24 protein-coding genes are annotated in these 21,795 nt (G+C 51.8%); 9 read left to right on the top strand and 15 right to left on the bottom strand.

What is annotated here, in order from left to right:
* Positions 1–232: 232 nt before the first annotated feature.
* From RA28_RS19650 to RA28_RS22895, 6 genes are all read right to left on the bottom strand, one after another.
* The gene (locus tag RA28_RS19650; RefSeq protein WP_039532470.1) at positions 233–622 is read right to left on the bottom strand and encodes a hypothetical protein; all 390 of its coding nucleotides are present in this window, start codon (positions 620–622) and stop codon (positions 233–235) included.
* On the bottom strand, positions 619–909 hold the full coding sequence (locus tag RA28_RS19655; protein WP_039532472.1) for a hypothetical protein: 291 nt from the start codon (positions 907–909) through the stop codon (positions 619–621). The genes RA28_RS19650 and RA28_RS19655 overlap by 4 nt, the downstream gene beginning before the upstream one ends.
* A gap of 168 nt (positions 910–1,077) precedes the next feature.
* On the bottom strand, positions 1,078–1,329 hold the full coding sequence (locus RA28_RS19660; RefSeq protein WP_039532475.1) for a hypothetical protein: 252 nt from the start codon (positions 1,327–1,329) through the stop codon (positions 1,078–1,080).
* 410 nt (positions 1,330–1,739) lie between these two features.
* On the bottom strand, positions 1,740–1,979 hold the full coding sequence (locus RA28_RS22890) for a hypothetical protein (protein WP_193747431.1): 240 nt from the start codon (positions 1,977–1,979) through the stop codon (positions 1,740–1,742).
* A 207-nt stretch (positions 1,980–2,186) separates the two neighbouring features.
* A complete protein-coding gene (locus RA28_RS19670) occupies positions 2,187–2,678 on the bottom strand; it encodes a terminase TerL endonuclease subunit (protein ID WP_039532478.1) in 492 nt (163 codons plus the stop codon).
* A 324-nt stretch (positions 2,679–3,002) separates the two neighbouring features.
* Positions 3,003–3,284 carry a hypothetical protein gene (locus RA28_RS22895; protein ID WP_193747432.1) on the bottom strand — a complete coding sequence of 94 codons (282 nt, stop codon included), beginning with the start codon at positions 3,282–3,284 and terminating at the stop codon, positions 3,003–3,005.
* 460 nt (positions 3,285–3,744) lie between these two features.
* Between RA28_RS22895 and RA28_RS19680 the strand changes: the two genes are divergently transcribed.
* The 7 genes from RA28_RS19680 (at position 3,745) to RA28_RS22900 (ending at position 12,294) form a co-directional block, all read left to right on the top strand.
* A complete protein-coding gene (locus RA28_RS19680) occupies positions 3,745–5,253 on the top strand; it encodes a type I restriction-modification system subunit M (RefSeq protein WP_039532482.1) in 1,509 nt (502 codons plus the stop codon).
* Positions 5,243–6,409, top strand: coding sequence for a restriction endonuclease subunit S (locus RA28_RS19685; RefSeq protein ID WP_039532483.1), 1,167 nt, complete (start codon positions 5,243–5,245; stop codon positions 6,407–6,409). The genes RA28_RS19680 and RA28_RS19685 overlap by 11 nt, the downstream gene beginning before the upstream one ends.
* On the top strand, positions 6,399–7,097 hold the full coding sequence (locus RA28_RS19690) for a DUF3800 domain-containing protein (RefSeq protein ID WP_039532485.1): 699 nt from the start codon (positions 6,399–6,401) through the stop codon (positions 7,095–7,097). The genes RA28_RS19685 and RA28_RS19690 overlap by 11 nt, the downstream gene beginning before the upstream one ends.
* Positions 7,097–7,561 (top strand): hypothetical protein, encoded by a 465-nt coding sequence (locus RA28_RS19695; protein ID WP_039532487.1) that lies wholly within the window; start codon positions 7,097–7,099, stop codon positions 7,559–7,561. Before RA28_RS19690 ends, RA28_RS19695 begins: the two co-directional genes overlap by 1 nt.
* 177 nt (positions 7,562–7,738) lie before the next feature.
* A complete protein-coding gene (locus tag RA28_RS19700) occupies positions 7,739–11,014 on the top strand; it encodes a type I restriction endonuclease subunit R (RefSeq protein WP_039532488.1) in 3,276 nt (1,091 codons plus the stop codon).
* Positions 11,014–11,742 carry a M48 family metallopeptidase gene (locus RA28_RS19705; protein ID WP_039532489.1) on the top strand — a complete coding sequence of 243 codons (729 nt, stop codon included), beginning with the start codon at positions 11,014–11,016 and terminating at the stop codon, positions 11,740–11,742. The genes RA28_RS19700 and RA28_RS19705 overlap by 1 nt, the downstream gene beginning before the upstream one ends.
* A 405-nt stretch (positions 11,743–12,147) precedes the next feature.
* Entirely contained in the window at positions 12,148–12,294 is a 147-nt protein-coding gene (locus RA28_RS22900) for a hypothetical protein (RefSeq protein ID WP_193747433.1), read from the top strand.
* Here RA28_RS22900 and RA28_RS19710 read toward each other — a convergent pair.
* The 3 genes from RA28_RS19710 to RA28_RS19720 form a co-directional block, all read right to left on the bottom strand.
* On the bottom strand, positions 12,291–13,397 hold the full coding sequence (locus RA28_RS19710) for a hypothetical protein (protein ID WP_193747434.1): 1,107 nt from the start codon (positions 13,395–13,397) through the stop codon (positions 12,291–12,293). The two genes, RA28_RS22900 and RA28_RS19710, sit on opposite strands and share 4 nt — an antisense overlap.
* Before the next feature lie 247 nt (positions 13,398–13,644).
* The gene (locus RA28_RS19715; protein WP_039532492.1) at positions 13,645–14,613 is read right to left on the bottom strand and encodes a hypothetical protein; all 969 of its coding nucleotides are present in this window, start codon (positions 14,611–14,613) and stop codon (positions 13,645–13,647) included.
* A gap of 120 nt (positions 14,614–14,733) precedes the next feature.
* Positions 14,734–15,054, bottom strand: coding sequence for a hypothetical protein (locus tag RA28_RS19720; protein ID WP_039532493.1), 321 nt, complete (start codon positions 15,052–15,054; stop codon positions 14,734–14,736).
* 282 nt (positions 15,055–15,336) lie between these two features.
* Here RA28_RS19720 and RA28_RS19725 point away from each other — a divergent pair, with 282 nt between their 5' ends.
* Together RA28_RS19725 and RA28_RS19730 are read left to right on the top strand one after the other, a co-directional pair.
* Positions 15,337–15,831 (top strand): hypothetical protein, encoded by a 495-nt coding sequence (locus RA28_RS19725; RefSeq protein ID WP_193747435.1) that lies wholly within the window; start codon positions 15,337–15,339, stop codon positions 15,829–15,831.
* A gap of 581 nt (positions 15,832–16,412) precedes the next feature.
* The gene (locus RA28_RS19730) at positions 16,413–16,646 is read left to right on the top strand and encodes a hypothetical protein (protein ID WP_039532494.1); all 234 of its coding nucleotides are present in this window, start codon (positions 16,413–16,415) and stop codon (positions 16,644–16,646) included.
* A gap of 3 nt (positions 16,647–16,649) precedes the next feature.
* Here the strand turns inward: RA28_RS19730 and RA28_RS19735 are convergent, their stop codons facing one another.
* From RA28_RS19735 to RA28_RS19765, 6 genes are all read right to left on the bottom strand, one after another.
* On the bottom strand, positions 16,650–16,865 hold the full coding sequence (locus tag RA28_RS19735) for a hypothetical protein (RefSeq protein ID WP_039532496.1): 216 nt from the start codon (positions 16,863–16,865) through the stop codon (positions 16,650–16,652).
* A gap of 284 nt (positions 16,866–17,149) precedes the next feature.
* Entirely contained in the window at positions 17,150–17,647 is a 498-nt protein-coding gene (locus RA28_RS19740; RefSeq protein WP_241481171.1) for a DUF995 domain-containing protein, read from the bottom strand.
* Between the two features lie 849 nt (positions 17,648–18,496).
* On the bottom strand, positions 18,497–18,853 hold the full coding sequence (locus RA28_RS22705) for a hypothetical protein (RefSeq protein WP_152612116.1): 357 nt from the start codon (positions 18,851–18,853) through the stop codon (positions 18,497–18,499).
* 258 nt (positions 18,854–19,111) lie between these two features.
* Positions 19,112–19,528: a hypothetical protein gene (locus RA28_RS19755; RefSeq protein ID WP_039532502.1), complete on the bottom strand. Its 417-nt coding sequence runs from the start codon at positions 19,526–19,528 to the stop codon at positions 19,112–19,114.
* Positions 19,529–20,402: 874 nt separating this feature from the next.
* Positions 20,403–21,419 (bottom strand): TonB family protein, encoded by a 1,017-nt coding sequence (locus RA28_RS19760; RefSeq protein WP_039532504.1) that lies wholly within the window; start codon positions 21,417–21,419, stop codon positions 20,403–20,405.
* The gene (locus RA28_RS19765; protein ID WP_039532505.1) at positions 21,416–21,793 is read right to left on the bottom strand and encodes an ExbD/TolR family protein; all 378 of its coding nucleotides are present in this window, start codon (positions 21,791–21,793) and stop codon (positions 21,416–21,418) included. Before RA28_RS19765 ends, RA28_RS19760 begins: the two co-directional genes overlap by 4 nt.
* Between the last annotated feature and the right edge of the window lie 2 nt (positions 21,794–21,795).

Here is a 21,795-nt window from a genome sequence, read left to right on the forward strand (position 1 = left end):
AACCCCAACTCGCGCTAACGGGGCCAAAGCGCACAAGGCCATAACCTCTTCGTTTTTTCGGAATACCTTGCGCACGTTTTCTGCGTCCGGCAAAACCACCAAAGCGGACCCCTCCTGGGTCTTGGCTTCAATGTAAACCTCGCTGGCGTTGTACATATATTCGGGCAAGCCCAAAGCCGGGAACGCTATGGCCGCACCGCAAATATGCCGCAGTTCGTGTACAAGAATTCGGTTACTCACAGAACACGACCCCCATACCTTTGGGCGGCGAACCGGCGACCACTGCCGACTTGCGCAGCATAATGCTTTCGCAGTGCGATATGATGGCCTTTAGGTGGCCTCTGGCGAGGTCTGTGGTTGCCCCCTTGGCTAAACGGTTGTCGTCCAGCGCAGCAATTTGCTTTTCAATTTCGGCGCGTTGGCCTTCAAGCTCTTGCCGTAGGTTCTTCTCAACTGAACCCAAAGCCTTGTCTACGTCCGCGCGTTCTTCGCGCAACGCCGCCCCAATCGCCTTGCCAACGGTTTCAATGGTCGGTGCGGCGGGGGTGGCCGGGGGAGGCTTGTGAATCTTGCGGACGTTTTCGGCAAATTTGGTCGCGGCGTCGTTTACCGGTTTATTCATTCCCAAGCCCTCCGCATTTTTGATTTCGCCCGGTCGGCGCTGGCCTTACGGCTTTTTGCCGCGCTGGCCTGCGACCGTTGGGTCTTAAATTTGGCCGCGGTCGAAGCGTTCTTAAGCTCCTGTAACGCAAGCTCTTTCACGTATTCAGTGGCCTCACGCGACGAACCAATGGCCTCTGCGTCTGCCGCTATATCGGCGGGCAGTTCAAAGCGGTTGGTTATAACCCAAATTGTGGGTGTCGTGCCTTGCGCGTTTTTAACGCCAAGGTCTTTGTGCGTAGCAGCCATAAGCGTTAGCTGCCGGCACTTGGCGTCAAGGTCTTTGCGCTTGCGCGTAACGGCGTCCCGCTGCGCAACCAGTTCTACAAGGGTTTTGTTCAGAAGGTTTTTGGCGGCGTCCAGTTCGTCCAGGGGTTCAAGGTCGGGGTCGGCGGCGTGTAGGGCCTCAAGATACGTTTAGGCACTAACTGCGGCTTCTACCAATGCGCCGTTCGTTGTAACTTCCTCGGCCCCCTTCAAAACGCTAAGCGCGGCCCTCAACTGCGCAATTTCTGCGGCAGTTCCGGCCAAATAGTGGTCAATCAGGTCAACGGTTACGTGGGCGTCCTCAAGGCGGTCAAGCGCGTCGTCCAGTGTTTCGGATTTCAGCACCGGGCCTTTCAAACCGACGACAAAGGTCGTGGCGGCTTTTACCAGTGCGGAACCCACCTTTCAGGACAACGTAAATGTAAAATCTGGCGACATTACCTTGGCCGTAGGGACGTTACGAACAAACACTTTCTACCTCCGTTGCCTGCGCCACTTGGCGCGAGAAACTGAAACGCGGGGCCAATAAATTGCGTGGGTTCGTAAGAACACGCCAACCTTCAACCCGCTACTAAAGTCCGCTGGGCCTCTAGCGTCGGCACTGCGGATACCTAAAAGCCGGTAAACCAGCCGGTGGGCTCTAAGGAGTGGGTGGCGATGTCTTGACACCGTCCCAAAATATGGGACCCACCAGCTACCCGTCAGACAGACTTTTAAGTGCCTACAACTTTAGCGTGTAGACGTATGTGCGCCTAACGAAATTTTTAAAGGTTTTATTTTGTTATCAGAGACTTGAGAGAACCTGGGTTTTGTTAGGCGGTCGGCCTGAGCTGTTTCAAAACGTCCCAATTCGCCTGAACCCAATCAACCAATGTTCCGCGCTGTTCGTGCATCGTCTTACGGGAGTGACAGTGGTGGCAAAGCAGGATGAACGGGCCAGTGTAAAACCGGTCACGCCAATGCGGCGCAGCACCCAACACCAAGCAAAATTCCAACTCGTCAGCCACCGCGTCAATATGGCCGTAAAGGTGGTCCAACTGATTGGCGCCCATAGCGCCGCAGATATTGCAGGAACGTTCTTTTGGCGATGGTCCCAACTGATTCAGAACCGCGCGGCGCACAGAACGCCATTTGTCACCCAAATATAGCTGCTCGCGCTCTAAAGCGTCTGCAGAAAGGTGGTTTGGTTTTTCCGGGTGGGATAGCCGGGTTTCGGCTGAAATTAGCCTCTCTCGCGCTGCTCTTAGCTGTGCCATAAGTCACCCAATCATCGCAGCCAAATCAACAACGCGCGGACGCCGCATAACAATCATCCCAGCAGCATCTATCATCGCTGCCAATGCATCAATCTTGCCGCCCTGCTGTTCCCGCTCCAGTTTTGTATTCGCACCGACCTGCGAAATCAGCACATTACTGACGCACCATGCCAACGCCGGACCATTGTCAGCGATCAGTTTGCCTTCGAGCATCTGTCGCTCAATGCGCTGAATGGGCGCGTTCAACCCCTGAATGGTTTGACGGATGGCGAGAATATCAGGTTCTGACCCGTCAATGTCGTACCCGCGTTCCTCGGCTGGCGTATAGAGGCTGCTGCCCGCATACTCGATCTCCTGCTTGTCGCAGTGCTCCTTGATCTTCTGGAAAAGATCCGTGACCTGACCTGCCCAGCCGTCGGGCGTGTAACCCAACTCTTTCTCAACTGAATTCTTGATGTCGTCATAATCGACGACGCCGATATTGCTATCCGACATGACGGACTCCTCCTAAATGGTAGGAGTGGAGGGGCATGATCCCTCACCGTCGACGCTAATCTGGCGTAAAGAGCTTATAAGACTCCTGGCCCACCATGGCACTCCCAAAGGCTCACTGAGTCAGCGAGTTATTCGGGTGCTCAATTGGTGTACGTTGCAAGTCATACCTTAGGCATAGCTCAAGATGTGACAGTTGTGAAGTGCCTCTCATGCCACACTTAGATGTGTCCGCGGGCACAATCCTACCCGGTTACCCCCCGTGCGGACACTGTGCCTGAGTCCTTGTTTTGCGGCAAACCCTGTGCTCGTTGTAGTCTCTTGGTGCTACGATCCAGGAACTGGCCTTCGACGAATTCCCCAACTTGAGCCCAAAACCTGTTTGGCGTCGAAATAGTCGATACGGCCCTTGCCGGTGATTTCCACCGTTTCGCCGGGTTCGGCATCTTCGTAGCCGTCAGACGTAGCAAAAACCCGATCATGTCTTCCAACGAGTTCATATTCGACGGAAATACGTAGGTCATCATCAGTCAGGTTCTTAACTCGGTATCGCCATTCATACTCGATTTCTGACCTTGGCGCGTTCCAAAGGCTCCAAAAGCTAGTCACGGACGCCCGTTCGGTTGAAATGTACAATCCCTCAAAAGAATCAGACACATACTCCAAGGGCGGATCTTCCTTTTCATCATCATCCCACGCGATACCAGATCGCGAGGAGTCTCGCTCTGATCCAAATCCTTGTGGGATTCCTCGATAGATTTCTGGGTGGATATTTAAGTACCCGAAAATCAGAACGACCAAGGGGATTATAGTAATGCCTATGCCATACCAAATGGGGTGTCGTCTGCTCATTCTGCGCCTCTTCATACTGACAAAGCGTTGTTATTACTAGGATTGCGGCACTACAACCCGGGGCTAGTAGAACTAGTAACTCGTCACCAGCCTTTTCCGCTAGCCGCCATTTGCAAACAGCCAATTGAATCCTTTTGAGAATTAACTCATGGTCCCGGTAAACCAACAATTTGAGTAGAGAGGCACCTAGCCTGTTTTGGCTCTGTGGCAGTTTTGAATGAACCAAGTAACCCAATCCGAAATCAACAAGGCCGCATGGGGCGCGTGTGATACCTTCCGTGGAGTGGTCGATCCGTCAATCTACAAAGATTACGTCCTCACCATGCTGTTTTTGAAATATGTCTCTGACGTGTGGAAGGACCACAAAGCAGGTTATGAGGCGCAGTACCCAGACAACACCGAATTAGTTGCGGCTATGATGGAGCAGGAAAGCTTCAAACTGCCCATGGATGCGTCCTTTGATGCCATTCATGCCCGCAGACACGAGGCTGGGAATGGCGAACGTATCGACAAGGCATTGCATGCTGTCGAAGAAGCCAATGGCGACAAGCTGCGCGACGTGTTTCAGGACATCAGCTTCAACTCCAACAAACTGGGTGATGAGGAACAGAAGAACGACATCCTCCGCCACCTGATGGAAGACTTCGCCAAACCTGCACTCGACCTGCGTCCATCCCGTGTGGGCAATCTGGACATCATCGGCGGGGCCTATGAATATCTGATTTCACGGTTCGCCGCGTCCGCTGGGAAAAAAGCTGGGGAATTCTACACTCCTGCCGAGGTCTCGGACCTCATGGCCCGTCTGGTGCATCCCCAGCAAGGGGATGACATCTGCGACCCCACCTGTGGCTCTGCATCGCTCTTGATGAAATGTGGCCGCCAGGTGCGCGAGGCCACTGGCACCAAGCAATACGCGCTCTATGGGCAAGAGGCGATTGGCTCCACATGGGCCCTGGCAAAAATGAACCTTTTCCTGCATGGCGAAACCAACCACCAGATCGAATGGGGCGACACCATCCGCAACCCCAAACTGCGCACCTCTGACGATATGCTGCGTCACTTTGATGTGGTGGTCGCTAACCCACCGTTCAGTCTGGACAAATGGGGTATAGAAGCGGCTGAGACGGACAAGTTCTCGCGATTCCGCCGCGGTATCCCGCCCAAGACAAAGGGCGATTACGCCTTTATCCTGCACATGATCGAAACCCTGAAACCACGCACCGGTCGCATGGCCGTGGTGGTGCCCCACGGCGTTTTGTTTCGTGGCTCGTCCGAGGGCAAGATTAGGCAAAAACTGATCGAGGAAAATCTGCTCGACGCTGTCATTGGCCTGCCGGAAAAGCTCTTCTTTGGAACCGGTATCCCCGCCGCGATCTTGATGTTCAACAAGGCCAAGAGTGACAACACGGTGCTATTCATCGATGCCTCACGCGAGTTCGAGGCAGGCACAAACCAGAACGCCCTGACCGAGGATCACCTGAGTAAGATCACCGCCACCGTTACCGCCCGTGAAACAGTGGACAAATACGCCTATGTGGCGTCGGCGGAGGAGATCGCGGAAAACGACTTTAACCTCAACATTCCTCGTTATGTGGACACGTTCGAGGAAGAGGCCGAGATCGATCTGATGGCGGTACGAGCTGAGCGTCAGGAACTGGCATTAGAGATGGCCGATCTGGAAACCCGCATGGCGGCTTATCTCAAGGAGTTGGGTTATGGTGCCTAAGGGGTGGACAACAAAAGCACTGGGTCGCAGTATCAATCTGCAAGGTGGTTTTGCCTTTAAGAGTAGCGAGTTTGGCGAGCTTGGTATTCCAATTGTTCGTATTTCAAACATACAGGGAGAAATAGTCGAACTAGATGGAGCGCCCTGCTACGAGGAAGACATTAAATTAGAGCGGTTTCTTCTCGAAGATGGCGATATTCTTATCGCTATGTCTGGGGCGACAACCGGCAAGACTGGTAGATTCTTTGCGTCTAATTCAACGCCTAACGCGTACCTAAACCAGCGAGTTGGCCGCTTTCAGATAAAAGACGAAAATCTTCTCTGCTCAGACTTTGTATGGCATCTTATATCCACTGAACGTTTTCAATACCTGGTAAGCATCGAGGCAATTGGTGGAGCGCAGCCAAATGTTAGCGGTGCGGAGATAGAATCTTTAACTTTCAACTTCCCCCCCATCACCGAGCAACGCAAAATCGCGGAAATCCTGTCCACATGGGATCGGGCGGTTGAGGTGGCCGAGGCCCAGCTAGAGGCCGCCCGCACCTCCAAACGCGCCCTCATGCAGCAACTCCTAACAGGCAAACGCCGGTTCCCAGAGTTCGAAGCAGAAGAGTGGAAAGAGGTTAGGTTAGGGGATGTTTGCGCTCCGAAACAGTGGCCGACTATTGGCAAAAACGATATGACTGATAGCGGCTATCCCGTATTTGGTGCCAATGGGTTTATTGGCTTCTACTCTGAATTCAATCACGAACACCCCACCACAGTTGTCACATGTCGGGGTGCAACCTGCGGAACCGTAAGCCGGACGCCTCCAAGCACATACATTACAGGAAATGCGATGTCTCTCGATGATGTCGACGCCACTCGTGTGGATGATGAGTTTCTTTTCTTTGCGCTACAAAAAAGAGGCTTTGATGACATAATATCTGGTTCAGCACAGCCACAAATCATTGGCAAAGACATTCGTTCGGTTAAACTCAAATTGCCTATGTTGACCGAGCAAAGAAAGATCGCTGAAACCCTTTCCATTTGTGACAGTGACGTGGTCAACATCGAAAACCAAATCACCAAACTCCGCACCGAGAAGAAAGCCCTGATGCAGCAACTGCTCACCGGCAAACGGAGGGTTGTTGTGGAGGGCTGCCATGAAGTTTGATGTCTACTGTGATGAAGCATTTCCCGATCTGTTGACATCCCAAAACCCCAATGCTGACTATCTGATGATTGGGAGCCTTTGGTTGCCGTCTGATCTGCGGGCCCAAGCTAAAGAACGTATCGCAGAGTTGCGAGAAAAGCATAGTGTATGGGGGGAGATCAAATGGACCAAAGTGTCCCCATCAAAGATAGACTTCTATTTAGATCTTGTGGACATGTTCTTTGGTTTCGGAGACGCAATGCGCTTTCGATGCATCGCAGTAAACCATGCAAATGTGAACATGGCCCATCATGAAGATGATCATGAGCTTGGGTTTTACAAATTCTACTATCAGGTGCTGCATCACTGGATTTTGCACAACAACACCTACCGCATTTTCTGCGACATGAAATCAAACCGGGACCCGCAACGGTTCGGCAAGCTTCGCAAGGTGTTGAGCAATGCGAACCTCGATGCAGAGGTCGAGTGCGTTCAAGCATTACCATCACGTGAGGTGGTACTCATTCAACTGGCTGATTTGTTGCTAGGAGCGGCGGGCAGTCGTCTGAATAGAACACTGCGTGTAGGGTCCGCAAAGGAAGCGGTCGTGCATAAAATCGAAGAACGCCTAGGTCGTCAAATCGCACCAACATGGCAAAACGAGCGTAAGTTTAACGTGTTTAAAATCAACCTTCGTGGCGGTTGGTAATGACACTACCTCCATTTTTGAACTTGCCTGACGAAGCGGCTTACCGCGCGCATTTCAACGCTAATTTTGTACACGCCGAAGTGACAACGCATCACGGTATTCGAGTACACTTTAAAGAAGCCGATTTTGGACACGCGTTCTTTGAGTCTACTCAACGCAATGGCGTGAAGGATCAGTTTTCGGCTGACCGTTCGCAGAGAATGGATTGGATTCTACACACTATCAACGATGCAAATGCTGACTGGTACAAGGGTTGGATCCGACGGACTAAAACCTATGATTCGACACGTTCGGTTGCTGTTGCTTGCGGGGACTTTGTGGTGGTGTTGAGATTTCACGCACGCCGTGATGGGCAATTGGCGGCAAATTTCATGACCTGCTACTTTGCAGACAACAGTATTGGTAAGATTAGACAGTCTCCAGCATGGGCGTTGGAAGAATGTCGAACTGCGTTGGGAGTGTGATATGGTCGCTGATTTGCTACGCTGGCTCAGCGACCGAAACCTCGATTGATTCAATGCCGATAGGCAGCGAACTCACTACCTCTATATGTATTGTTTGACTGGCTTGTCAATGCACAGGCCGATGGGTGCACTTTGACGTGTTGAAAACTTATTTGATTGTGTGAGTGGCAAAAGCCGATGATTGAAGTTCCCGATACCCGCGAAGAAGCCGCTGCCAAACTGCCTGCATTGCATGTGATGATGGTGATGGGTTGGCGGTATCTAGGCCCGTCCGAAGCTCTGGCCCTGCGTGGATCTGAGCGAGCTGTTTTGCTGTTACCTGTTTTGCGGGAATGGCTGGAGAAACATCGCTTCCACTTCAAAGGGAGGGAACATGCTCTGTCACCCGCAGGGATCGATGCGGTCATCCGTGAGGTTTCATCAACCGGCCTGAGTGAGGGCCTGCTGGCCGCCAACCGCGCGCTCTATGTCAAACTAACCAAAGGGGTGACCGTCACCGAGTTTGTGGATGGTCAGAAGACATCGGTCACTGTGCCGCTGATCGACTGGTCGAACGTAGATGCCAATGCGTTTCATGTGACTGAGGAAATGTCGGTTGAACGTCCGGCCAGCAAGGGAATGTACCGACCCGATATTGTTGGTTTTGTGAATGGCATTCCGCTGACGGTCATTGAGGCCAAACGCCCGGTATCCTCGACCAAGGACAAGGCTATGGTTGACGAAGGCATCAGCCAAAACCTCCGCAACCAGATGGGCGATGGTATCCAAGACCTCTATGCCTATTCCCAAGTGCTTTTGTCGATCTCGGCCAGTGATGGGCGCTATGCCACGACCAATACACCCAAGAAGTTTTGGTCAATCTGGCGAGAGGAAGTCCTGTCAGACGCGGAGATGACCGCGATCCGAAACACACCCCTCACAAAGGCCCAGAAAGGCGCCCTGTTCGCCGATAGGGCACATTACGAGTGCAAGGGCTACGAGTCTCTGCACAAAGGCCCTGTGGCGCTCACAGAGCAAGACAGGGTAATTATCGGAATACTTCGACCTGACCGGCTGCTCGACATGGTGCATCGGTTCATTTTCTTCGATCAGAAGATCGGTAAGATCATAGCGCGCTATCAACAGGTGCAAGGTACGAAGTCCATCGTTGACCAGGTCTCGAAACAAAAAGCCGATGGTAGCCGTGAGGGAGGCGTGATCTGGCATACCACTGGTTCCGGGAAGTCAAACCTGATGGTATTGCTGACAAAAGCGCTACTGCTTGATCCGGCCCTTGCAAACTTTCGCATTATCATCGTCACCGACCGTGTCGATCTTGAAAAGCAGTTGGCAGGGACATTCCTGACAGGCGGAGCTTTTGGATCGGCTGTTGCGACAAAGAAGGATGGTGAGAAAGCTAAGGTCCAATCAGGTCGTGATCTGGCGCTGCGGATTGGTCAGGGCAATGATCGCATCACCTTTACACTGCTACAGAAGTTCAACTCGGCCACCAGGATGCCAGAGTGCTACAACCCGTCCGACAAGCTGTTGGTTCTGGTGGACGAAGGACACCGTTCCCAAGGAGGCGAGAATCACGAACGGATGCGCAAGGCTTTACCTAATGCTGCGTTCATAGCGTTCACTGGCACACCGCTTCTGAAAGACGATAAAACCCGAAACAAGTTCGGCCCGATCCTGCATGCGTATACCATGCAGCGGGCTGTTGAAGATGGCGCTGTTACGCCGCTTGTTTACGAAGAACGCAAACCGGTCGTCGATGTCAACGACAAGGCTATCGATGCCTGGTTTGACAAAATCACGGCAGGTCTCAGTGAAAGGCAGAAGGCCGATCTCAAAAAGAAGTACTCGACACGAGGACAGATTTACGGCGCTGCCAATCGGATTGATCTTATCGCATGGGATATCGCCGAGCATTTCAATACCAACTTCAAATCGCTGGACTTGGGCCTGAAGGGGCAATTGGCGACCGACAGCAAACTATCAGCGATCCGATACAAAGAGGCCCTTGATGCCACGGGTATGGTCACAAGCGCGATTGTCATCTCGGCTTCGGACACCCGTGAGGGACATGAGAGCACCGATGAGAGTAAGCTGCCTGAAGTGCAGGCATGGTGGAAGGAAAACGTCGGCAGCGACGAAGAAGCCTATCTGGCTCGCGTTATTGAAGGCTTCGCCACGGATGGCGATCCCGACATCCTGATTGTCGTGGATAAACTGCTCACTGGATTTGATGAGCCGCGCAATGCCGTGCTCTACATCGACAAGCATCTTAAGAGCCACAACCTGCTACAAGCAATTGCACGGGTGAACAGGCTGCATGAAGCCAAACAGCATGGCGTGCTGGTGGACTATCGTGGTATTCTTGCTGAACTTGATACATCAATTCAAGACTACCAAGACCTCGCGGCACAGACGCAAGCTGGGTTTGACATCGATGATCTTGCTGGAACCATTACAAATGTCTCGACCGAGTACAAAAGACTGCCGTCATTGCATGATGCGCTTTGGGCCATCTTTGCTGATGTGAAAAACAAGGCTGACATGGAACAATACCGTCAGGTGCTGATCCCCTCATTTAGGACCGACGACAGTGGTGCCAGCGTAGATGATCACCAGAAGATCAGGGAGGATTTTTACGACGCACTGACCCAATTCGGAATGTGTTTGAAACTCGCACTGTCATCCCGTGCCTTCTTTGAAGATGGCGCATTCGATGAGTCAACCATTCAGAAATACAAAGGCGACCTGAAGTTTTTCACCCATCTCCGTGCCCAAGCCAAACAAGATGCGCAGGAGACTGTGGACTTCACCGTTTATGAAAAACAGATCCGCAAACTTGTGGACAAGCAGGTAGTGGGGCAGGATATTACCGACCCTAAGGGCGTGATCCTCGTGGACACTTTGGGCAGTGATAACCCTGAAGAGTGGTCCGATGAGAAAACTCGTTCAGAGGCGGATGTCATCAAAACCCGTTTGCGAAAGACCATTGAACAAGAACTGATCGATGACCCTCATGCCCAGAAGGTTTTCTCGGAGATGTTGAAAGAGGCTATCGCGAATGCTGAAGCCTATTTTGATCACCCAAACAAGCAATACACCCTTTTCAAGGACCTCGAAGAGATGCTGGATGCGCGGGCCACCCCTGGCGTACCTGATAGGTTCACTGATCGTCCACGTGCGCAGGCGTACTACGGTGCCTTCCTCGATCAATTGGGAGAAAAGGCCCACGATAAATCAGAAGATGATTTGGTCACAGAAGCCCTTTGGATCGATGATGCGGTCAACAATGCTGTACAGTCCCATTCTATCAATCCCGCCAGTATCGAAGCTGAAATCCGCAAATCCATGTTGCCGCGCTACTTCAACTTCTTCGGTGCTCTAGATAACGCGAATGGATTAATCGAACGGGTGATTGGCATTGTTCGTGCTGGTGCGGCCAAGGGTGGTTACTAATGGCCACGCACAAGATCATCTATGGTGATCAGGTCATCCCCTACACCATCAAACCCGATCCAAAGCGCCATGTACGGATTGCGATCCATGTCGAACCTGATGGTTCGGTCGTCGTTGATGCCCCGCCTGATTTTGATCTGTCTGCAATACATACTGCGGTCCAGAAACGGGCCAGGTGGGTAGCGGGGCATGTCGGGGAGGCATTGACGCGTTTCGCGCATGTACGGCCCCGGGAATACGTCTCTGGTGAGCAGATTATGTATCTGGGGCGGCGCTACGTGCTGAAGGTAGTCCGAACGGATCAGAAACCCCAAGGTGTTCGCCTTCGAGGAAATAGGCTGGAAGTCGAAACTAGGTCCGATGAAGCTGATGACTTAAAGGGGCGTGTACGTGCATGGTATCGGGTGAAAGCACGGGACTATTTTGCTAAGAAAGTTGCGGAAGCGTCTGAACGACTGCCATGGGTCGAAGACATCCCAGCATTCCGTTTGATGGATATGGTCAAGCAATGGGGCAGTTGTTCACCCGAAGGGCAATTGATCCTGAACCCCCATCTGATCAAGGCTCCGCGAGATTGTATTGAGTATGTCATTCTGCATGAACTGGCTCATCTAAAACACCACGATCATAGTGCCGAATTTTGGAAGCTAATCGAAACGCATCAGCCTTTGTGGAAGAAAGCGAAAACGGAGTTAGATGAGTTGGTCGAGCTATTAACTGTGGAGTGAGATGAATTCCTGGATCACACTCGATATAGTCGGTTTTAGACTTTATCTCGCTTAGCGCCTAAAGTATCTTGGATACTGCACATTGTTTTTAAACGGTTTTTAGGAATTTCACAAGCAAGCGATCTTCGACGTGATTTGATTATTTTGGTTCAGGGACCAACGCATCGTTCGTGCTTCGCCTCTTGCAAAAAAATTGTGACAGATCCGACTTGCTTCTTTTGCTAAGCTATTCAAGCGCTTCAGGTTCGTAAGCGGTGCGTGAGGGTCACGTTCTAGTCCTGTTCCTGATCTGAGATTCCGCCTTGAAGTGATTTCTTGAGGTGAGTTTTTGTCCCCAATTCCCCACTGCCGCGGAATTCTCCCGTTACCTATGTTGTAGATACCCAAGCAACGAAAGGAAAGCACATGGGACGCTACAACGGAAACGACCACAGCCAGGACGAGAATGACAATCACTCGGATCAGATGAACTCGAACAACGACACATACTGGAGCGACCGCGGCCATGATGAGCGACCGCACGACTGGGAGAGTGCTTACGAAGACGACTAAGGCGTCATAGCGGGATCAAGTGAGTTCTTAGTGCTTGAAGTCTCCCACAATGCCTCTTTAGACATTCCGCGAAACTCCTGAAAATCGTCAAAAAGAGAGATCGGTTCGAGCGTAAGGTCACGAGTTTTTTGCAAGCGATCAAATGCCTTTTGACAGAAGCACGCAGCGCTGGCGAGGTAATATAGTTCTTCGGCCGATCTCTTTGACATGTGGACGATCATGTTTGAGTTGATGTTTAGGCATGTCTGGTGAGATGGAATGCTTTTCCCTGCCCGGTATGCCTTTATTTCACGATGCCAGGTTTCTGGGTTTTGAATACACCCGAACGCCGCTCTATCGAACTCAACATTTGTCTCAATGCTGGTGGCTGCTTTCGTTCGCTCCAGGAAGTAACAAATAGCTGCAAGTTGACCAGTATCTGGATGTCTGGCAGCCATCAATTCATAAACGTTCCATGAGCGATCTGCCGGAGATCCGAGCTCCAAACCCTCAAGAACCGCCATCTGCGTGATGGCAAACAAGCTCATAACCTGAGCCGGCAAGTGCCACTCTTCAGGGAGATCTCTTTCATTCGTCCGGAGAACAGACAGATACCATTGCATTGTGTTCATGTGTGCCCAAGGTAGATGAGACACCATCTGAATCGCAGCTGCGCGATCCCCACTATCCCAAAGGTGGCGACACATAATCGAATTCTTGGCGAGCCTGTTTGCAAAGTGAACCGTTTGCGGAATAGTCTTCTTCAGCTTCCACATAAAAAGAAAAAGTGACCAGCGGGTCTCGACATCCTCAAGAGTGGCTGTGCGATACCATTCTAGATCCGCCTCTTTGATATTCAGTCTTTTGACTAGCTCAGCGAATGCCTTCAAGGCAGCACGCCCACCTTCACTATTCTTCATCTTAACAACCGGTGTGTTTTTTAGAAGAGCCCTCTGGAGGGCTCTGTAGGCGGTTTCATTGCCCGATTTACCCCCCAAGATATGAGATGCGTAGTTACGACCAACAATTTTGAAGGCGTCTTGAGGTTCCGGGAAAAAGTACATTTCGTTGGCTCTATCGTTTTTTTCCGCAATTGAAATTGGAGAAAAACTGCTGATAAACACAGTTTTTCGCACCCACCTACCGACCGAGGCGGGCAACTGGTCACTCCATTGATATACCTGAAAGCAAGCCGTACGATATTCAGTCTACTCGCCACGTTTAGGCCATCAAACCACTGACGTCCACGCTGAAGGCGCTGCTTAGCTTTCTCGATGGGCCTACTTCTAAACCGTCAACCCCAGCTCGCCCGTGTGATCTTGGATAACGTTTTTAAATAGAAGCCGCATACGCTTAGTGCTGAACATAAGTTTACTCCCTTAGCGCTTTTTCACTCACATATGTGCAATAGGAGCAGAGACCGCCATCCAGGCCGTCAAGATAGTCCTGGATGCTAATACCGTTCGAGCACCGGATGCACTCATGGTCAAAGTCGATGGTTTCCCCACATGCGGCACATGTGAGCTCCGTCTCAATTATGGTGTGGCGACTGCATGCCGGGCAAGAATACAACGGCCCATCTTCTGCACTATCCCGCGCCCGTATGTAGCTGTCGGCCCCAAAGAGATCTTCGAGTGCGTTTTCTATGGTCACACCCAATTCCGGCATAGTACCACAAGACCGACACTTCAATTCGACGTGTTCCTGCACCTCGTTCTCGGATTCGATTTGCTCGATCAAGTCGGATCTACAGTCAGGGCAGCGAAAACTGGAACCGTCAATCGAGGGAGAAATCCATTTGACGTCCTTAAGCGTCTCCCGCGCGGCCGCCAGTTCAATATCGTAGAGTTTCTTCGTATTCAGCATCTCGGCCCATGCTTCACCAAGATGGACTATGGGATCCTCTTCAATATGCTTGAAGAGCCCTGCCGCAACAGGAAAAGCCATGCTGATCGCTTCCCTGATTGCGCCGACAGATTCTGTCGAGCAGCGGTGCTCCATGTCGTTGCGAATTCGGTTCAGGGTTTTTAGGGCACTAGGATCCAGAGGAACTCCGAAGTCTTTGGCCCTCTCACCAAGCTGGCCAAAGTCTACAGTTGCCTTGCTTGTCTGTTCAAGTTTTAGGCCTCCTTCTTCGTCAGGCACTGGCTTCAGCCTTGCCGCGATGACTAAATCTGGATCTGCATCTGGAACCGCTCGAATGAGAGCCTCTTTTGCTAGGAGAAGCACGCCGGCGTACACATTTCTAACAGCAGAAACATCTCGCTCCGGGTCTTGCCGCTGAAAATCCTCGACACCCATGCGGATTGAGGCGACGGCGTTGTCAAACAGGTCGGTCATTTCAAACCTTTGTATTTTTTGTGAGCTTAGAGAGAGGTAGCCAAAGGACACCCCACCTTAACTGGTGTAATGTTATCGGCGGTAGTGGAAGTTTTCCGAGCAGCTGCCAAGCCTACCTGGTCACATCAAACAGTCGTTGGGGCCCTCTAGTTCAACTGGAACTTCTTGACGTGCAAAGCAAATTTTTCTTGCCGGAAGGTTCACGCAAAACCCGCCATTTGCCCAGCTCCAGGATCCCTTGCCAGCATCTGGATCAACCGCATCACAGCGTTTTCCCAAATATATCAAGTCGCCGTTTTCGCCGTTAAGAACGGCACCGTGCTCATTCCTAGTGGCGGTGTATTGAACCCCGTCAGAAGATATGTATGCCTGTGCCATCGTCGGAATAGCTAAAATCAATCCTAGTGCCACTACGATACCAATAGTTGTTTCGTTCTTCATTTAATCACCTCATGGTTGGTTGCAACCATTACGCATGCGTTCAACACATGGAAGACGTCCGATACGACTTTTTTCGTATCGAACAATTTGTCTCATTGAGAGAGCAGAATTAATCACAGCATGCTATCATCGAGTGAAGAGTCAGATACAGGGATATGCCAAATTCTCGCTGCAACAGTCTTTGCCGGAAAAATCGCTTGATAAGATTGCCTTTTCTTGCGATTGCCAAGCAAAATCAAGGCATTGCCGCCAATGAATTCTTGATCGAACGGAAGCTACAATTTGACTACACCAAATGAACTTGGTCCTCACAACGCAATTTGGCTCGGCGACGGTGAGTGGATTAGCTGGGATGAGATCAACTGGCAGATTCAGTGCAAAGAGTGGCGAGCAAGGTATCCGAACGCCCGGCTCTCACTTGTGCCTATTTTCGAGCAACTGTTGGACGCTGCTGCCGCGTATTACGATACCACAGGCAGCCATCTTCAGGTCTACGGTGACATCGGTGAACTTTATGGCGCCATCACTTACGGTCTTGAGCTTCATAGGAACTACGCACAGGGATCAGACGGGCGCATGGGCAATGATTTCGTTGAGGTAAAGACGATTACACCATTCAAGAATAGAGACGAGGTCGTCGTCAACATGGATGGGAACTTCAGCAAATTGTTAGTGGTTCGTATTAACGAAGACTTTGACCTGTCTCGCAAACTTGTCGACCGAAAGGACATACCCAAGAGAAAGGGCAAAGTCATAGTCAAATGGGCTGACATGTAGTCAGGCATGCACGGAGTCACTATCCTTTCCTTGTGACAAGTGACAACTGCACAAGGTCAACCAATTAACACTGACTCTAGGGGGTGCTGGCCATCTGATTTATTACTTTTGACCAGTCCGCCAGTTCCTCCAAAATCTGGTTCGAAGTTTGTTCGTTTGGGGGCACCAGAATGATTATTTTCAAAGGTCTTTCCGTTTCATGTGAATGGAACTCGGGCTTTTTGTTATGGATGTTCGGTTACCTAAAGGCCTCTTGAAGCTAGCGGAGATTGTGCAGAAAGAACGTCTGTACTGACCAGCTACCATCCAATTCTCGGTAGGAAAGAGATTGTCTAGGAGCTTGGCACTCAGGATTTGGCCCGAGCCTTGATGCTTCAAAAATGATGTCGGTGCCAAAGCCGTGTCGCCATTGAGCGGGGAAGGGAATGCTCCAATTCATGGTGGGCGAAGCAAACGACGCCGTGCGCGACAAGGAATTGGCGTCAAATTGCATGGGGCTTTCCGCCCAAACGACAACAATCCGTTGGAAAACGTGCCCGACGTCCTAGGTTTTTGGTGGGAAACAAAAGGGCTTTGGGCGGATGTTGGAAGATAAACGCAAGGACTTGGACTCGGAAAAACAAAAGCGGTTGCTTAGAAAGCTTGTCGAGGACCTGAGCCGGACCGAGCCAGATTTATACTATCGACCCACCAGCGAAATCGCTTTGTTTTTGACCAAATACATAGATGGCGATTCTGGCCTTTTGGCTGAGGAGAAGTCGCTGCTGAAACGCCTCAGTCAAAGAGACATCGAAGTCTTGTTGAGCTTGCATTGAGGTCTATGTCCCGCGCTTGCGGCTGAGCAATCCGTACTTCACGGCCCAGGATCGTAAGGACCGCCGTTTTCGACGTCCCTTTTTTATCGGCTCTTTCGCCTGTTTTCCGCCTTGTCGGTTGAATTCGTACACATCAATGACCCTTTCAGCGCAACCGCAGGCTTCGCCCATACCAACTTTGGCAAAGTAGAATTTTTCAAAGCTTTCCGGGTTTTTCATCGTGATCCTCCGGCTTTATCCAAACCTTTTGCGGGTAAGAATCCAAATCAAAAGTTCTTGCGTGAATTGGGTTACTGACCGCCCGCTCGGAATCGATCATTCTGACCACATTGGTATGTTGCGTTGGTGTGTTTGAGAACGCGAAATTTTTTCTCCCTGTTAATGGGGCGCGCCTAAAATAGGCGCGCCCCGTTTTCCTATCACCCGCAGCCGTGGGGCATTTTTGCCTCGACCATCGGGAGAGATCATTAATGTGCGCTTATCTTCTTGCGCAACTCCAGAGCCTATATTCCAAATTTTGCCCTCATTGAGGCCAATTTTTTCTTCTGAGTATTCCCGTTGCGCTGTTTCTCTGCGCTGTGACGATACCAGTTCTTTTTGTCTTCCTGGAAACGTTCCCAGACCACGCCATCCGGTGCGGTTACAAAATCCCAGCACCAGGTTCCGTCATCGCTTTTGGCGACGCCGCCTTCTTCCCAATACCACTTGCTTTCGTGACACAGCTTGCCACGATTGGTCACGTACCACTTTCCTACACCGATAGCGTCGCCGGTTTTGTTAAGACCTTGGTATTCGCCACCGGGACCCCAATATGCAAATCCACCATTGTTCCAATGGCTTGTCTTACCGGCATAAAGGCTGGCGATTTGCTGAGGATCCGTGGGCTTTGCACCCTTCGGTTTCTTTTCTGCCAAGGCAGATGTTGCAAAAAATGCAGCCGTGAAAGTTGCGATCAAAAATGCGACGTTTCTCATTATTTCCTCCAACACTTGTAAACTCACGTCGTTTGTATTTGGCAGCGTGAACAGGCGCGTTTTCAGCCGTGGTTGCCGCAAAACGATCCTGTGCACGGGCCCAAAAAGGGGCACCTTGCCGGATCACATTATGTCGAAAGCGATGCAACTAAGCAAATCTGCGACCCTTCAAGCGGCCTTGTCAGGTTCACGCCGCGTGGTCGCTGCCATCTTGCAATATAAGGTTTCGCAGAATTCGGGGCTTTCAATTATCTACTCGGGCACGGTTCGCTGCGATGATGGCGATGCGACGCCTTTGAACAGCTGCTTGCCCGCTTTTGGCGCATCAAGCTGTCCTGGTTTCGTTCTTGCGACAGTGGCTTAAATGGACGGGGAAAAAAGTAGGGGCTGGTTGAGGGGGTAGAAACCAGCCCCTGTCTTTGATTCGAGGGGGTGAGTGGTATTTCTGTTCCCAGGCTACGCAATTGGACGCCCTTTCGGTATTGGGGGATTCCCGTAATGCCTCAAATTAAGTCGAAACGGTTTGTTTCCAGTGTGGGAACTGTAAGTTTCACAATGAATCGTAGACACAATTTTGCCGCAATGCGATCTTGTGTTTGCGGGCGACATGTCTTGATTTTAGCACGTTCTGGTTTTTTCGACTGGATTTGAGGGGGTTACCTAGTACGGCATGTCGCCCCACGAAACCTTCTGTCAGTAATTGAAGAACGAATTGCGTTTTTTGAATGTCACGCGACGGGCGCATATTTCATCTAACAGTCGTAATTGGAACAATTAACACATGTACCAATGCAGGGCGGCGCGCCTTGATGGGATTTGCGATTTCAAAGAGGGGGTACGAGTGGGGCGCGTCGCACCTTACTGCTTTCGGAAACCTCAATCGGACAAGAAATAGAACTCTCCGCTGTCGTGGATTTTCTTGTCCTGATCTGGGTTGCGCGTCGTAAGCGCAGCCACAATCGCGGTTCTGCACGCCGTCAGCGTCGATGTGTCGAGCAACTCGTAGAATGGGCCGGACCAGTTGTAGTGAGCCCTAACCAATTCCAGATGCACGCGTTCCCGAAAATCAGCCTCAGCCTCATCAACAAACCGGCTTACTCGCGACAACCCGAGTTGCGGTAACTCGGCTGCCACGACGACCCCGAATGAATTGGTCAGAAATTTTGGGCGCAGCAGTTCGGCGATCGGCTGAGAAGGCCCGTTCAGGCTATCACTTCGGACAATATCACTCACTTCAAACTCGCAAAAAATGGCCAGCGCGTAGTTCGCATGCGCAATACGGCTTACCGTCGGAACAAAATACCTATCTGTCTTTGTTAAGGTCGCGCTTGAAAAGTTCAAAGCGATAAGTGCAAGACTTGGCCGTTTTCCCTGCTTTTTTGAGCGTTCTGCATCTGACTTTGCAAGTCTGGGTTTATCCCGCGACAGGGTAGCCACCGCCTTACTTGATTCAGCACATTCACCTTTCCAATCGAAAACCGATCCAAAGCTTCACAGGGCGGGGTCGCGCGGTTCCCATGAATAGTGCGGCGCACGCTCGCCCAGGGCAAAGCGCGCGACATCAACAGCGTCGATCACCAGTGAAGCGGTGTTGAACGCGATCAAAAGAACAAGCCAAACATACAGGGCCGGTTCTGCTGACCGGTCCGGCATGTCGGCAAGAAAGATACCGATCATGGGGATCCATAAAGCATGGCCAATCCCAAGCAACCTCACAAACCCGAGCCGTAGGTAGATGACGATCATCAGGGAAACGCCAACTCCAACCGCAATGAGATTGTACCAAGCGTAGTAGCTGTCGAGGAACAGGAGCGATGCAAGGTTTACGAGGATCAGACAAACGGCCCAGAGCCTGGACAATGGTCTGAACCGAAACAAGACTATCCAGAGGATTTCAAAGGCGCGCATTGATGATCCTGTAAGCGAGACGAAACCAGCAATGCCACGACTACAGGTATCTGTCGACGCTCGCTATTGAACGCCGGGTTGCGAGGGTAGTCTCAAGCGGTTCGCTTTAAGTTGATTTGCATGCGCTTGGGATTGCGGCCGCGGATTGGGTCGGCTCCGGCTTCAAAACAAGTCCAGTCATTCGCCGGGTCCTTGCGCTTCTTCGCTCTCCAATCAACGATCAATTGTCTCGGAACCCAAAAAGACTAAACCCGGACCACACAGGCTGAGGGGGTAAAAGCCTATTGGGGTCCGGGTTCACTGCGCGATATTCGCGTTGAGCTTATTGTCCTTGCGAATGACGATATCTCGGTTTCGGATCGCGCGGTATTAGGGGAATCCCCTAGAGACGCAGTTTTTGTTGCATTTCGGTTATGGTTTCACGCCCGAAAACAGTGAGTTTCCAAGAGAATCGTGGACACAATTTCGCCACAATGCCAATGTGAGTGTGCGGGCGGCATGTCCAGATTTTAGTATGTACTGGTTTTTAAACTGGCTTTAGAGGGGGTTATGAGTACGACGTGCCGCCCCACCGCATCCCTCCAAAATACGCGAACCAACAAAATCAGTGGCTGATCGCTTTTTGCCAAAGGGCTCAACACTTAATCAAACTGTCACAATTCAACCATGTATTCGGTCTAACCAACAGGTGCGGCGCGTCTGGGGATGTCTGACGATTTTCTTTGAGGGGGTACGAGTTCGGCGCGTCGTACCATTTGCACGACGCAGAGCATTCTTTGCTTTGGTCAGTTTGGCCGGTCAACCCAGCATCAACAAACGGTCCCAAACCGAACAAGACTGACGATCCAGATTTTGCTTGGGAAATCCGGGCGGATCAGTTGATCTGGTAAAAGAACGACAGCTTGCGACTGACCCCTCCCGGCGGGCGCGGGAAGGGGGCGGCACTTCGAACCTGGTCCTTCGCCGCGCGGTCAATGTCTGGCGAGCCTGAACTGTCGACGACATCGACCCATGCCAAAGAGCCGTCAGGATTTATTTCAAAGAAGACCTGCGCAAAACCTTTGGATGCCACGTAAACAAGCGGCGCGCGATTCAAATGAACCAAAACCTCGCCAGCATAATTGGTCTCGTCGGCGTTGCCGGGTCCGCGCCCGCCAGACCGGGACGCGCGGTTTCTGGAACTGAAAGCGTCGGTTCCGTCCTGCCGGTACTGCGCCAGAGGTGAAACGACGGTTCGCTGCGGGTTGCGAAAAATCGCGAACTCATCGAATTCCTCTTCGGCATTGTCTTGCGGTTGGAGCGGTCTTTCTTCTGGCAGACGGGGCCGAATTGACGCGGTGACGGCCAGATCCGACTCCTCGGCCGCCGTGGTTGCTTCCTCGGTCGGCGCAGGGGAAAGCGGCGGCTCAGGGCTTGGCGCTTCGACGGGTTCTGCGCTTTCGGCTGTTTCTGTCGCAGGCTGAACTGGCTCTACCGTCTGTGGTGCCTCGGCGTTTGACGGCGTTGAGTCCTCGGACGGCTCAACAGTTTCTGTCACATCGGGTTCTGGCGTGTTTGGTCGTATGATTGCCGAAGCGCCGGTGTCCGGGGCAAAGACCTGCTGAGGATCAGGTGAGGCTACTTTCGCGTCGCTGGTCGGAACTTCGGCGCTTTCAGGCTCGGGTGGGGGTTCGACGGGCGGTTCCGGTTCAATCTCTGGTTCCGGTTCGACCGGTTGAGGCGCAGGATCGGCGAAATCCTCGAACGTGGTCGTCAGCTCAACCGAATTGGAACGCCGTTGTTCCGAAGATTGTCTTGGCAGATCTGCAGTGCTGAACATGAGCCCAAAAAGATGCGCACCCACGGACAATAAAATGGCCAAAACCGCGACAAATGCGGATTTGCGGATCATTCCAGCGCCTGCCGCGTCACAAGAAGCACGGATTGCGCACCAAACGCGCGCAGCTGTGCAGTGACTTCGATCAAGCGGGGACCCAAGGCGTCGCGATCCGGGACAATTCGTACCGGTTCCGTGGCATGACGGGCCATGTAGGTCTCGGGATCAATCGGCGACCCTTGAAAACGGAGCGTTCCATCGCGACGCAGAACCAGAGTATCAGGCGGGTCGCGCCCCTCTAACTCCCGAGTATCCACAAGTTCAAGATCTGGATCCAACGGCGTTGCGATTGTGCCTGCGATCAGGAAAAAGATCAGCATCAGGAACACGACGTTGATCAAGGGTATGGTCGAGTCTCGCTTGTGGCGGGGGCGGGCGTATCGGATCATAG

The sequence above is a fragment of the Ruegeria sp. ANG-S4 genome, assembly GCF_000814005.1.
Taxonomy (GTDB): domain Bacteria; phylum Pseudomonadota; class Alphaproteobacteria; order Rhodobacterales; family Rhodobacteraceae; genus Ruegeria.